This is a genomic window from Peribacillus sp. YIM B13482, assembly GCF_042787975.1.
Classification (GTDB): Bacteria; Bacillota; Bacilli; order Bacillales; family DSM-1321; genus Peribacillus; species Peribacillus simplex_A.
Genome location: NZ_JBHZPF010000011.1, coordinates 19,773 through 33,654 on the forward strand (window position 1 = coordinate 19,773; position 13,882 = coordinate 33,654).

Annotated in this window: 14 protein-coding genes and 1 other annotated feature; of the genes, 9 read left to right on the plus strand and 5 right to left on the minus strand. The window is 42.1% G+C overall.

The window, feature by feature from the left end; all coding sequences use genetic code 11:
• Positions 1 to 82: 82 nt before the first annotated feature.
• From ACFX4L_RS07980 to ltrA, 8 genes are all read left to right on the plus strand, one after another.
• Positions 83 to 943, plus strand: coding sequence for a carbohydrate ABC transporter permease (locus tag ACFX4L_RS07980; RefSeq protein WP_377404661.1), 861 nt, complete (start codon positions 83 to 85; stop codon positions 941 to 943).
• Positions 943 to 1,761, plus strand: a complete 819-nt coding sequence (locus ACFX4L_RS07985; protein WP_061461345.1) for a carbohydrate ABC transporter permease — start codon at positions 943 to 945, stop codon at positions 1,759 to 1,761. Before ACFX4L_RS07980 ends, ACFX4L_RS07985 begins: the two co-directional genes overlap by 1 nt.
• Before the next feature lie 57 nt (positions 1,762 to 1,818).
• The gene (locus tag ACFX4L_RS07990) at positions 1,819 to 2,853 is read left to right on the plus strand and encodes a LacI family DNA-binding transcriptional regulator (RefSeq protein ID WP_377383783.1); all 1,035 of its coding nucleotides are present in this window, start codon (positions 1,819 to 1,821) and stop codon (positions 2,851 to 2,853) included.
• A 236-nt stretch (positions 2,854 to 3,089) separates the two neighbouring features.
• Entirely contained in the window at positions 3,090 to 3,812 is a 723-nt protein-coding gene (locus ACFX4L_RS07995) for a ThuA domain-containing protein (RefSeq protein WP_284471923.1), read from the plus strand.
• 18 nt (positions 3,813 to 3,830) lie between these two features.
• Complete coding sequence (locus ACFX4L_RS08000; RefSeq protein ID WP_377404664.1) at positions 3,831 to 4,853, plus strand: Gfo/Idh/MocA family protein; 1,023 nt, start codon at positions 3,831 to 3,833, stop codon at positions 4,851 to 4,853.
• 17 nt (positions 4,854 to 4,870) lie between these two features.
• Positions 4,871 to 5,911: a Gfo/Idh/MocA family protein gene (locus ACFX4L_RS08005; protein ID WP_089362554.1), complete on the plus strand. Its 1,041-nt coding sequence runs from the start codon at positions 4,871 to 4,873 to the stop codon at positions 5,909 to 5,911.
• A 21-nt stretch (positions 5,912 to 5,932) separates the two neighbouring features.
• Positions 5,933 to 6,901 (plus strand): sugar phosphate isomerase/epimerase family protein, encoded by a 969-nt coding sequence (locus ACFX4L_RS08010; RefSeq protein ID WP_061461355.1) that lies wholly within the window; start codon positions 5,933 to 5,935, stop codon positions 6,899 to 6,901.
• 544 nt (positions 6,902 to 7,445) lie between these two features.
• Complete coding sequence (gene ltrA, locus ACFX4L_RS08015; protein ID WP_377404667.1) at positions 7,446 to 8,720, plus strand: group II intron reverse transcriptase/maturase; 1,275 nt, start codon at positions 7,446 to 7,448, stop codon at positions 8,718 to 8,720.
• 367 nt (positions 8,721 to 9,087) lie between these two features.
• Here the strand turns inward: ltrA and rluF are convergent, their stop codons facing one another.
• The 5 genes from rluF to brnQ form a co-directional block, all read right to left on the minus strand.
• A complete protein-coding gene (gene rluF / locus ACFX4L_RS08020) occupies positions 9,088 to 9,795 on the minus strand; it encodes a 23S rRNA pseudouridine(2604) synthase RluF (RefSeq protein WP_061461357.1) in 708 nt (235 codons plus the stop codon).
• Positions 9,796 to 9,910: 115 nt separating this feature from the next.
• Entirely contained in the window at positions 9,911 to 10,279 is a 369-nt protein-coding gene (locus ACFX4L_RS08025; protein ID WP_377387155.1) for an EamA family transporter, read from the minus strand.
• A gap of 57 nt (positions 10,280 to 10,336) precedes the next feature.
• Positions 10,337 to 10,468 (minus strand): hypothetical protein, encoded by a 132-nt coding sequence (locus ACFX4L_RS08030; RefSeq protein WP_377387140.1) that lies wholly within the window; start codon positions 10,466 to 10,468, stop codon positions 10,337 to 10,339.
• Positions 10,469 to 10,650: 182 nt separating this feature from the next.
• Complete coding sequence (locus ACFX4L_RS08035; RefSeq protein WP_377387143.1) at positions 10,651 to 11,583, minus strand: aldo/keto reductase; 933 nt, start codon at positions 11,581 to 11,583, stop codon at positions 10,651 to 10,653.
• 120 nt (positions 11,584 to 11,703) lie between these two features.
• Positions 11,704 to 13,038, minus strand: a complete 1,335-nt coding sequence (brnQ, locus tag ACFX4L_RS08040) for a branched-chain amino acid transport system II carrier protein (protein WP_377387146.1) — start codon at positions 13,036 to 13,038, stop codon at positions 11,704 to 11,706.
• A gap of 96 nt (positions 13,039 to 13,134) precedes the next feature.
• Positions 13,135 to 13,382, minus strand: a binding site (T-box leader).
• A gap of 210 nt (positions 13,383 to 13,592) precedes the next feature.
• On the opposite strand from brnQ, the gene ACFX4L_RS08045 reads away from it, so the two are divergent.
• A complete protein-coding gene (locus ACFX4L_RS08045) occupies positions 13,593 to 13,766 on the plus strand; it encodes a hypothetical protein (RefSeq protein WP_164468807.1) in 174 nt (57 codons plus the stop codon).
• The last annotated feature ends 116 nt before the right edge of the window (positions 13,767 to 13,882 follow it).

Consider the following 13,882-nt stretch of genomic DNA (forward strand, 5'->3'; position numbering starts at 1 on the left):
TTACTAACTAGTCATGATCGATGATTTTTAATATATTTTGAAATCCGTTATCTATTAAATCATTTCAAGGAGGTCGGTTTCGTTGAGGAATCGGGATGCCGCATATTGGCTGTTTTTGACACCTGTTCTTGCTGCACTCATTTTGGTGGTGATCGTGCCACTCATCTACGGATTTTATTATTCCTTTACGAATTGGAACGGTCTAGGGACGCCAGCTTTCATCGGTCTTAAGAATTATATGGGTTTGTTTACGGATAGAGGGTTTCTGGATACATTTTGGTTCACCATTAAATTTTCCGTAGCGGCAATTGTTGTAATCAATGTCATCGGTTTAAGTTTGGCTCTTATCGTGACATCGAAAATCAAATCAAGCAACATACTGCGGACAGTTTTCTTTATGCCCAATTTAATTGGCGGCTTGATCCTAGGTTTTATTTGGCAGTTCATTTTCATTAAGGTCTTTGGTGCGATTGGTGACTTGACTGGGATCGAGGCATTTAATGGATGGTTATCAACGACAGAAACAGGTTTTTGGGGATTGATCATATTAACGTCTTGGCAAATGGCCGGGTATATCATGATCATTTATATTGCATATCTGCAGGCTGTTCCTGAAGACTTGATCGAAGCGGCAAAAATTGATGGGGCTAACAGCTTCCAGCGCTTTCGCCATATCACCTTCCCGCTTGTGGCACCTGCTTTTACCGTCAGTTTGTTTTTGACGCTGTCCCACTCGTTCAAGATTTATGATCAAAATCTTTCTTTGACGAACGGAGCTCCCTATAATTCAACCGAAATGGTCGCGATGAACATTGTAAAATCCGCTTTCACCGAAAATGATATGGCATATGCACAGGCAAAAGCCGTAATCTTTTTCGTAATTGTGGCAGCAGTTTCTTTAACACAAGTGTATATCAATAAGAAAAGGGAGGTTGAGCTGTAATGAGAAAAAAATGGAAGCTATGGCTGGTTGGATTCATCGGTTTCATTTTAGCCGTAATATGGCTCACTCCGTTTTATTTAATGATTGTCAATGCTTTTAAAATGAAGCGGGATATATTTGCCGATACACTGGGACTGCCTGAAACCTGGACATTCGAAAACTTCATTCAAGCTTTCGAGCAATTGGATTTCCTCCGGACTTTATTCAATTCTTTATTGATATCGGGCGTCAGTGTAGTCATTATTATCATCTTTTCTGCGATGGCCGCATATGCACTTTCCCGAAACAAAAGTAAAATAAGTTCCTTGCTTTTCTTTGTGTTTGTAGCAGCCATGTTGATTCCGTTTCAGTCTGTGATGATACCGCTTGTTGCCCAATTTGGTCAGCTGGGGATGTTGAACAAGGCCGGACTGATTTTCATGTATTTAGGTTTTGGCTGCAGTCTTTCCATATTCCTATACCATGGTACATTAAAAGGGATTCCCATCTCTCTTGATGAAGCAGCTAAAATTGATGGTGCTAACCGGTTTCAAGTATTTTGGCATATCATCTTTCCATTATTAAAACCGATGTCCATTACAGTTGGGATCTTAAATGTCATTTGGATATGGAATGACTATTTGTTGCCATCCCTTGTTATTGGTGGCGAGGGATCGGAGACCATTCCGCTTAAATTGTTCTTCTTTTTCGGGCAATATACGAAACAATGGCATCTTGCCTTGGCTGGACTTACTTTATCCATCATTCCAGTCATCATTGCGTATTTTTTTGCTCAAAGGCAAATTATCAAAGGAATTGCAGATGGAGCCGTTAAATAACTATTTAAATATAGGGAATATTAAACCATATGCGGTGAACGGGAAGTGGTGATGAATATGTCTGTTACAATAAAGGACGTTGCCAAAAAAGCGAATGTCGCTCCATCAACGGTATCGCGTGTAATTCATAACAGCCCGACAATAAGTGAAAAGACAAAGCGTAAGGTACGCAAGGTATTAAAAGAAATGGGCTATCATATGAATGAAAATGCCCGCAACTTAGTCACGAAGTCCACAAAAGCCATTGGAATCGTCATGAAAAGTTCCGCAAGGGAATCACTTTATAATCCCTTTTTTCCAGAAGTGATCCGAGGCATCGGGGATTTCTGCAATAAAGAGGGGTACAGCCTTTCTCTGACAACCGGCGAGACGGAAGATGCCATCTTTGAGGATGTCGTGAAAATGGTTCAGGGCAGAAGAGTGGATGGCATGATTGTTTTATACTCTAAAAAGGACGATAAAGTAGTGCCGTATTTAATAAAGCAAGGCTTTCCGTTTGTTTTGATAGGGAAGCCAAGTACGAACGTCGGCGGCATCACATTCATTGATAACGATAATGTTCAAGCGGCCAGGGAAGTATCGGAGTTTGTAATCAGCCTTGGACATGAGCGAATCGCCTTTTTAGGAGGCAGTCCAGAGTTTGAAGTGATTCAAGCCCGCTTGACAGGGTTTCAACAAGCGATGGAGCAGGCTGGATTAGATGTGCCACAGGAATATATCAAATTGATCCCTTTAAATCGAACAGATGGAATAAAGGCGATTGATGAATTGCTGGAATTAAGTAAGGCTCCAACCGCTTTTTTGGTTATGGATCTTTTATTGGGAGTTCTTTTGCTTGGAGTTTTAGCTGAAAAGAACTTGAAAGTGCCGGAGCAAATTAGTGTCGTCTGTTTTAATCACTCAGAATTCATAGAATTTTTAAGTACGCCGCTTACAACGGTTGATATCCATACGTATCAGTTAGGGTATGAGGCGGCAAAATGCGTGTTCGATCTCATTGCAAATCCTGAAATGATGGAAAAAAGTATAAGTATCCCTACCAAAATCATAAAGCGAGAGTCGCATTTTGTTGCCGAAAAGGAAATTAAATGAAAAATGTAGAAATGTTTTACTAATTAAAGCTTGATTTTTGCTAACATAAATTTACAATATAGATTATCACTATTTTTTTTGAAAATTCAACTTTCTATAAGCCAATAAGTATGATCTGATAATCGACTAAGGTTTGATCACGTTTAACGCAAACGTTTGCGTTACGAATAAAGAGGTAATAGTTAACATACGAGCAGGAGCAAGATGCCGACAAATTGATATGGAGGAGATTGTTCATGAGAGTCCTAGTATGGAATGAGTTTCGCCACGAGAAAACCAAGCCTGAAGTAGCCGAAGTATATCCAGATGGAATCCATGGGGCAATTTCCGGCTTTTTACAAAGCGAGCAGGTCGAAGTGAGGACGGCCACTCTCGATGAAGAAGAGCATGGATTAACCGAAGAAGCACTGAAACGAACGGATGTACTTCTATGGTGGGGACATGTAGCACATGATGAAGTTCAGGATGAAATTGTTACGAGGGTTCAGAAGCGGGTTCTCGAGGGAATGGGTCTCATCGTCCTTCATTCTGGTCATTTCTCTAAAATCTTCAAACAGTTAATGGGCACGACTTGCGATTTGAAATGGCGGGTGGCGGATGAGAGGGAAAGGCTCTGGGTTGTCGATCCCAGTCATCCGATCGTTGATGGAATCGGGGAATATATAGAGCTTGAGAAGGAAGAGATGTATGGGGAACATTTTGATATTCCTGCACCAGATCAATTAATATTCGTCAGTTGGTTTGAAGGCGGGGAGATCTTCAGAAGCGGTTGCACGTATCAGCGGGGAAAAGGAAGGATTTTCTATTTCCGTCCAGGTCATGAAACATATCCGACTTTCCATAATCCAGAGATTCAACGGGTAATTAAGAATGCCGTTGATTGGGTCAAGCCAGAATTTGGAATGGTAACGAACTATGGGAAAGCCGAACCGTTGGAATCCATATCAACAAAGAGCTGAAGTGAAGGAGAGAACAGAATGGGCAAAGTGAAGGTAGGAGTCATTGGATGCGGGAGTATCGCAAAAAATAGGCATTTTCCGGAGTATGATGCACATAAGGAAACTGAAATCATTGCCGTTTGTGATATTGTGCCAGACCGGGCGAATGCAGCAGCACAAAGGTATGGCGCCCAAGCATATACTAATTATATAGAACTTTTGAAAAATGAGGAGATTGAAGCGATCAGTGTATGTACACCGAATTACCTGCATGCAGGCATCACAGTTGCGGCCTTGGAAGCAGGTAAGCATGTCCTTTGTGAAAAACCAATGGCCACTTCTTTAGATGAAGCTGAAAAAATGAATGAAGCTTCAGCGAAAAGCGGAAAAATACTAATGATTGGTCATAATCAGCGTTTTGTTCCTTCGCATCAAAAAGCGAAACAGCTTATTGAGAGTGGGAAGCTAGGAAAAGTCTATAGCTTCCGGACGGCCTTTGGACATTCCGGGCCAGAAACCTGGAGCGTGGACGGACGGGAAAGCTGGTTTTTTAAAAAGGATCAGGCAGTCATTGGTGCAATGGGCGACTTAGGCGTCCATAAAGCTGATTTATTAAGGTATCTCCTTGGAGAGGAATTTGTTGAAGTGGGAGCCTTTGTGGAAACGACTGCCAAGAAGAACACAGACGTTGATGACAGTGCGGCCTGTATTCTCCGGACGGAGAGCGGTATCATCGGTACTCTTACCGCCAGCTGGTCTTATGCAAAAGAAGATAATGCGACGGTCATTTATACGGAAAAAGCGGTATTGCGCCTTGAAGACGATCCGAAATACTCACTGATCATCCATCATGATGATGGAAAGACAGAAACCATCCAATTAGGATGCATCCAGACAAATGATTCTGATGGACAGCATGATTCCGAAGTGATCAGCCACTTTGTAAAATGTGTGGTGAACAATGAGGAGCCTCTTGTCTCCGGAGTTGAAGGGTTAAAATCATTAAAAGTCATTCTTGGCGCGATGGAATCAAATACATCCCGAAAAATCATCCGCTTATAAAGGGGTTTATAGTCATCATGTACAAATTAAAAATGGGTATTATCGGTGCTGGCGGAATTGCCCAAAAAAGGCATATCCCAGCTTTTCAAAAATTTCAAGATAAGGTAGTTTTATACGCCATCCAGGATATAGATGAAATGAAGGCGCGAGAAGTGGCACGTGAATTTCATATCGAAAAGGTTTTCACCAATTATGAAGAAATGTTTGCTGAAGTGGATGCTGTTACGATTGCAACGCCAAATAAGTTCCATGCGGAGATTTCAATTGCTGCCCTGCAAGCGGGTGTACATGTGTTATGCGAAAAGCCGATGGCCATTACAACTGAGGAATGTAAGGCAATAACCGAGGCTGCAAACATATCGGGTAAAGTGTTATCGACTGCTTATCATTACCGCTTCATGAAGGAAGCCCAGGCTGCAAAGAAAATGATTCAGGCCGGTGAAATCGGTGAGCCATATGTAGCGCGTGTACAGGCAATCAGACGCCGAAAAGTCCCTGGCTGGGGAGTATTTACAAGCAAAGAATTGCAAGGCGGGGGAAGCGTAATCGACTACGGCTGCCATTTGCTTGATTTGGCTTTATGGCTGATGGATGACCCAGAACCGATTGAAATCGTAGGTTCGACATATAATTATGTCAGTAAGGGTGTCGATCAGGTCAATCTATGGGGGAATTTCGATGCATCGGTATTTGAAGTGGATGACCATGCCACGGCTTATATCAAATTTGCCAACGGAGCATCTTTATTATTCGAAACTTCTTGGGCCGCGAATATCCGTGAAGAAGCAACTGTTTTGAGTTTATCCGGAACACAGGGCGGACTTGATGTGTTCCCATTAGTCTTGAATCAGGCTAAGCACGGCATGCTATTAAATAGTGAGGCAGTATGGATGCCTGGGGAGGATACACCAGACCTGCAGCAGGCAGAGAACTTTATTGACAGCTGCCTAGGATTGGTGGAACCATTGGTAAAACCATCGGAAGCCATGAAAGTTTCAAAAATAATCGAAGCCATTTATCAAAGCTCGGCAAGTGGGAAGGTCATGAGCATAAACTAAAGAAAAGGTGAGGTGGGGCTTGTGAAATTAGGGGTTTTTACCGTGCTATTTGCTCAAAAATCATTCGAGGATATGCTTGATTATGTTGCGGATTCCGGATTAAAAACAGTTGAAATCGGTACAGGCGGGTATCCAGGCAATATCCATTGTCCACTCGATGAACTGCTGGATAGTGAAGAAAAGCGCCAAAAATACCTGGAATCCGTTCAAACGAGAGGATTAACGATCAGTGCATTCAGCTGCCACGGCAATCCGATCTCTCCAGATAAAGCGTTCGCCAAAGAAAGTGATGAAACATTGATTAAAACAATCAAGCTTGCATCCTTACTAAATGTCCCGGTCGTCAATACTTTTTCTGGTACAGCTGGTGATCACGAAGGAGCTAAATATCCAAACTGGCCTGTCGCCCCATGGCCCAATGAGTATACAGATGTGCTGAAATGGCAATGGGAAGAAAAATTGATCCCCTATTGGAAAAAAGTAGCTGCCATTGCCGATGAACACAATATAAAAATTGGACTTGAACTGCACGGTGGTTTTCTCGTTCACACACCCTACACCTTGTTAAAACTGCGGGAAGCTACATCGGATGCAATAGGAGCCAACCTTGATCCAAGCCATCTTTGGTGGCAGGGCATCGAGCCAGTCGGAGCCATCAAAATTCTAGGGAAAGCGGGGGCAATCTACCACTTCCACGCAAAAGACACATACTTGGATCAGGATAATATCAATATGTATGGATTAACCGACATGCAGCCATATGGAAATGTCCAAAGCCGCGCCTGGAACTTTCGCTCAGTAGGATGCGGACACAGCCTGCAAGATTGGTCCGACATCATGAGCGCCCTTCGCACATACGGTTACGATTACGTCGTCAGCATCGAACACGAAGATCCGCTGATGTCAGTCGAAGAAGGATTTCAACGGGCGGTAACCAATTTAAAAACTGTCCTCATCAACGAAAGTCCAACTGATTTATGGTGGGTATAATTTTATAGCCGATTACGAGCAGCCTATTAGAGGTTGCTTTTTATTGTGTGCCAGGCATGGCAACTATCTAGGTGGTGAAAGTCCACTGTGGGGGTACACATCGACCAACCACTAAGGAAGCGCAAGGTACTTATCGTGAGGTAAGGGCTGGAGGAAGCGTGGAATAAAATCTTGGCTCGACGAACAGGAATCTGATACTAAGGCTCTATAAAGGGATTAAACTCCAAGACAAGTTAAAGTCCAAAAGATGTGCGTAACTTTATAGAGTAAATCAGGCGAGTAAAAGAGGAAAGATAGGTGTCTTACCCTGGGAGGTCTTGCGGATGTACAGAAGTACAGTCGAAAAAGGTTAGTCGCAAGAAGTCAGCAGAAGCCATAGTAATGAAATAATTTCATGAAGGGCTGAACAATTTATAGTGTTTCAACGCCACGAATGCGTAAGTGACGAACTCCGAATGTGTTAATGGTGAAAGTATGAGCGTACCTCAAAGAATAACCAAAATGGAGATATCACTTACTACGTGAGAGGAAAGGAGAAACGAGTGTGGAACTTTTAGAACAAATCCTAAGTAATAAAAATATGAACGAAGCCTACATACGTGTCTATAAAAATAAAGGTGCAAGTGGGGTCGACGGAGTAACAGTCGACGAACTAAAGCAATACCTGAAAGAGAACAAAGATGAACTGCGTCAGCGCATCAGAACAAGAAAATACCAACCACAAGCTGCCTTAAGAGTGGAGATCCCAAAAGAAAATGGAAAGATGCGCAAATTGGGAATACCAACAGTAGTGGATAGAGTCGTTCAACAAGCCATTCATCAAGTTCTCAGTCCACTATTTGAAAAGCAATTCAGTGAATTCAGTTACGGTTTCAGACCAAAAAGAAGTTGTGAAATGGCGATAATTAAAAGCCTGGAGTTTCTGAATGATGAACATGATTGGGTAGTCGACATTGATCTTGAAAGATTCTTCGATACCGTCCATCACGATAAACTCATGAGAATCATATCCAACACAATAAAAGACGGAAATGTCATCTCGTTAATCAGAAAATACTTAGTCAGTGGAGTCATGGTGAATGGAAAATATGAAGACACACCTGTCGGTACTCCGCAAGGAGGCAACCTCAGTCCACTATTAAGTAATATAATGTTGAACGAACTTGATAAGGAACTGGAGAAAAGAGGACTAAGGTTCGTGAGGTACGCTGACGATGCCCTTATCTTTGTGAAAAGTGAAAAGGCAGCGAACCGAGTAATGAGCACAATCGTGAGATTTATAGAAGAGAAATTAGGCCTGATAGTCAATGTAGAGAAGAGTAGAATCTCACGTCCAAAAGAGTTGAAATTCTTAGGATTTGGGTATTATTATGACACTAATAACAACAACTACAAAGTGAAACCTCATCCAAGTTCTGTACAGAAGTTTCAAAGGAAACTTCGACAACTGACAAAGCGAAATTGGAATGTTCCACTAGACTACCGAATATTGAAATTGAACCAAGTAATAGTTGGATGGGTAAACTACTTCAGAGTGGCAAACATGAAAAAAATGACGGAACGAATAGACACAAAGCTTCGCTCTAGAGTTAGGGTCATCATATGGAAACAATGGAAAGTAGCAAAGAAACAAATTAAATCGCTTATTCAACTAGGAATTCCGGAGGAAGAAGCGAAAGGATTAACCTACTGTCGAAAAGGTTACCGATTCATAGGATTATCCAAAGTCGTCCAAAGAGCAATCTCAAACAAAAGTCTAAAGCAGAGGGGAGTCCCCTCTGCTTTAGAACATTATCTAAAAGTACACACTGTGATATAAATTGAAACGCCGTATACGCGAACCGTACGTACGGTGTTGTGAGAGGGGCGAAAATAAACTTATTTTCCCCCTACTCGATTTGGCCATTAAAAGTGGAATTCACTAGTAAAGTGGAATTCACGAGTAAAAGTGCAAAACTCACGAGTAAAAGTGCGAAACTCACGAGTAAATGAGCGGAATTCACGAGTAAAAGTGCGAAACTCACGAGTAAAGTGCAAAACGCACGAGTAAAAGTGCGAAATTCACGAGTAAAAGTGCAAAACTCACGAGTAAAAGTACCCAAAAAGAACAAAATAGCAAATTATTGCTGAAAAATGTTCTGAAATTAAAAAACGATGCCCCCTGAATTCTGGGAGCATCTCAATAGTTATCTCTGCCTAGGGGTATAATCCAACTCCTTGAATAGTTCCGATAATTCATCTTTGGTCAGGTCGCGCCATTGTCCGAGCGCCAGTCCGTCCAAATGGATATTCATGATTCGGATTCGATGTAAATCACGGACCTCATAACCGAGTGCTGAGCACATACGGCGGATTTGTCTGTTCAATCCTTGCATCAAGGTGATGTTGAATGTATATTTGGTCAATTGCTTAACCTTACATGGAAGTGTTTTCGTATCCAAAATCTCCACGCCGGATGACATATCTTGAATGAAGGAAGCGGTAAGTGGCTTATCCACGGTTACGATATATTCCTTTTCATGTTTGTTTTCTGCACGAAGGATTTCATTTACGATGTCTCCATCATTCGTAAGCAGGATCAGTCCACTAGAGTCTTTGTCCAGCCGTCCGATATGAAAAATGCGAAGCGGATGATTTACAAAATCAACAATATTCCCTTTAATGTGTTTTTCCGTCGTACTTGTAATCCCTATCGGTTTATTCAGTGCAATATAGACATTTTGCTGTTCCACTTTTATTGGCTTGCCATCTACACGAACATCATCCCCGGGTTCAGCTTGACTGCCAAGCTCAGCAACTGTGCCATTAATCGTCACACGGCCATCGGCTATCCATTTATCTGCGCCTCGTCTCGAGGTAATTCCGGATTCACTGATATATTTATTGATCCTCAACTAAAGCACACCTTTGCATTCAGATTTTCTTCTTTAAAGGATAACGTAAATCATGCTGGGTAGACAAGGGGAAAAGACAAGAAAGCGTTAGGAGGTTTGAAATTCTGTACATTTTTTACAGGTTTTTCATGACGGCAGCCGGGTATTCTTTTTTCTTTTTACTTGTCAGATAGACACCAATGAAGGCAAGGAGACCGTCCAGGAGTTGGACCAAAGTAATCAGTTGACCTAAAAGTAGGTTAAGAATGGCGGTAAAAACAGCAATCAGATTTAGATAAATTCCAGCCTGGCTTGCATTGATATGACGAAGGGAAATATTCCAGAAAATAAAGGGGCCAACAGATGGGAAGATTCCAATGTATATGAGTCTTGTGCTTGTTTTACTGCTTAAATCAAGATTCAATCCCGAGTCAATGGCAAATGGAGCGACGAGAATCAATCCGAGAAATACGGAAACGGCTGTGGTGAGCTGAAAAATATCCAGAAGGTGTCAATAAAGATATGATAAGTCCGAGTGCATGGAGGGCTGAAATTTTCTCCTTTAACAGCAATCTCCATTCTTTCCATACACTCCTCCAATATGGCTTTTGAATCCATTGTCGAAAATGTAATTACCGGCCCAGAACAGATTGGCCAAGATGAGAAAAAATAAAATAACAATAGATTTTTTCATCAGGCTTCCTCTTCCTTAATTGGTGGAATATTCACTAAATATAGCGAAATAGAAGATCCTAATCATCTAGTAATGTAAGACGTTCAATTAATAGGGAGCTTGGAACCACAGGTTAGGAATGAAGATGGGATAAATCAAGAAAAGGCTGCTCAACAGTGCTGAACAGCCTTTCCTTCTATATACTAAGCGAAAATGGCACTGATTTCGGCGATTTCATCCATGGTTAGATTGACATCCAATGCTTTTAAGTTGCGTGTGACCTGTTCTGGCTTTTTCGCTCCGGGAATCAGGACATCTACCGAGTGCCGAGTTAAATACCAAGCTAGTACCACATCGGCGACATCGGCATGCTTCCTGTTGGCGATCGCCCGTACCTCTTCCACTTTTTGCAGGTTGCTTACAAAGGCTTGTCCTTGGAAAAGCGGACTTTTTGCCCGGCCGTCCTCGAATGTTGATTCTTGATTATATTTGCCGCCGAGAAGACCGGAAGCAAGGGGGAAATAAGGAATGAAGGATATATTATTTTCGGCTGTATATGGCAGTAGGTCTTGTTCTGCCTCCCGTTTGAATAGATTGTACTCGGATTGCAGGACATCGACATAGCCGTCTTTATTCGCTTCCTTCAATTGTTCGAACGAAAAGTTCGAGACTCCGATTGACTTGATTTTGCCTGCATCCTTCAATTCCTTTAAGGCACCTACTGCTTCATCTTTAGGAGTACCCTCATCAGGGAAATGGATATAGAATAAGTCGATGTAGTCTGTTTGGAGCCTTTTTAGACTCGAATCCACGGCATTTTTCAGAAAAGCCGGAGAGTTATCAAAGACGATATTGCCATCGGAAAATTTATGTGCCCCTTTAGTGGCAAGTACGATATCCTCGCGTTTGCGACTCTCTTTAAGGATTTCACCGATAAGTTCTTCTGAGCGCTCCGGACCGTAAATGTAAGCTGTATCCCAAAAGTTAATTCCTTCATCAAGTGCCGTTCTCAAGACGTCCCTTCCTGTATCCTCGCTTAGATTAGGAAATAGGTTATGTCCGCCAATGGCATTCGTTCCAAGGCCAATCGGATTTACATGCAAATCTGTTTTACCAATACGGGTTTGTTTAGACATATTACAGATCATCTCCTTTAACCCCATCATAACAAAAAGTGGATGGTGTTTTCCAAAATAAAGCAATGCAGGCCGTCCAAAAAATAAGCAGATGATCTGTAAAATCATCTGCTTCCCTCATTATAATAATGTTTTGATTTCCAACTCCTCAGCTGGAGCTGTTTGTCCGATTTGACTGAGCAGAATGCCAAGGGCTGTACCGACGAGAGCAGGGATGACCCACTCCATGCCGTAAGCGGAAAGGGGAAGGACATCAGTCAAGGTTTGCACGGGTCCTAATTGTAAGCCGAAAGCATTCAGCCCATCCATCAAGGCGAAAACTCCTGTGAAAGTTATTGCACTGCGATAAACCTTCTTCGGGTTTTTGAAATGACGGCTGAAGAATGTCAGGACAATCAGGACGATCGTTAACGGATAAGCCATCACAAGGAATGGTACCGATACTTTCAGAATTTGATTCAGACCCATATTTGAAAGGATGAAACCGACGATTGTTACAATCAGAATGACGCTTTTGTAGTTCAGCTTGGGAAAAAGTTTCGAGAAGTACTGTCCGCAAGCGGTCGTCAATCCGACGACGGTGGTGAAACATGCTAAAGTGAAAATGATGCCGAGAAGGGCCTTCCCGCCAGTTCCAAGTAAAAGGGTGGATGCGACTGTGAGGATATCCGTTCCGTTTTCGAATGACCCATCGGCTGCCATGCGTGCTCCCATTATACCTAAGGAGATATAGACTAATGAAAGCAATACACCAGCGATGAGACCCGCTTTTACTGTATATCTCGTCAATTGTTTTCGATCGGAAATCCCTCTTTGCTGGATTGAAGTAAGGATGACGATCCCAAATGCCAGGGCAGCTAAAGCATCCATCGTGTTGTACCCTTCAATGAACCCTTTCGAAAATGCTCCTGCTGCATATGCGTCTGTTGGAGCTTTGAATGGAGCATCAAGCTTTACGAATCCGACAACACAGAGAATGACCATGGACAAAAGCAGAATAGGTGTAATCCAGCGTCCCATGAAGGTTTCCATTTTTTTTGGATTCAATGAAATGGCATAAACGATGATGAAAAATATGGTTGTGAATATGAATAGGAACAGGGATTGATTCATTGAGTCACCAAGATATGGCTTGAAGCCCATTTCATAGGCGACATTCGCATTCCGTGGAATGGCTAGAAAAGGTCCGATGCTTAAATAAATGACAACCATGAACAACGTGCTGAATAGAGGATGTACACGTGCCCCGATAGTTTGTGCCCCGCCTTTAACAAGTGAGACGGCGAGAAGCACTAAAATTGGCAGGCCGACTCCAGTGGCGATAAAACCGGTAATGGCTGGCCAAAAAGAAGTTCCCGAAGACGCCCCTAAAAATGGGGGGAATATAAGATTCCCCGCTCCGAAGAACATTGAGAAAAGCATTAGGCCGATAAATAATGTGTCTGTTTTTTTCATGGTGATTCTCCTTTTTTTAAAATGATAACTCCCGCCGACTGGCCTGAAAAAGGCTATTTTAAGTGTTTTGTGCAAATAAAAAACTCGCCCCTGAAAATCAGGGACGAGTTTGTGCTCGCGTTACCACCCATATTCCGCACTTCATAAGAAGCTGCGGCACTCAGTCAACGTACGAATTCATACGTGATCCATTGTAACGGCGGAAACCCGTCAAAGCCTACTGCATTTTCAGCTTTGCATCTCAGAGATGATTTTCGGATAGGCCTTGGACATCGACTTCCACCAAATGTCGACTCTCTGTGGAACAGGGTACTAATCTTACTCTTTCTCTTCATAGATTTTATAATATAAAGATAATTTAGCAAATTCTGATTATGAAGTCAACATAATTTATCATTTCATTATTCCTTTTAAGCAGGGAATTAGTCCTCCGTTGGCGAAACTTCCTTTATCGAGGGGTATTTTTTGCAAAAAGAATCGGATATAACTCCCTATTATCTTTCTAACCGCAACTATATTATAATAGAAGGCAGAACACTAAAGGAGACAACATTATGTCTGAAAATAAAAAGTTAAGCCTGGCGGATGCAGTCAAACAAAAACTGGCTCAAAAGCAAGCAGGATCAAGTAAAGATAAACTGGAAACCGGCGTAGTGAAGAAAACGAAACAGCTTAAAAGCCAGTTGACCAAAAAGCCAAATAACCAACGTAAGCGTACAGGGGTATAATCCTAATTTGTCAAAGGACAATGACTGTTCGGAGCTTATCAGAGAGCAGTTACCTTTCACGAATGAGGGTGCTGCTTTTTTATATGAACGATTAAATGGGATATTAGTAATGAGTG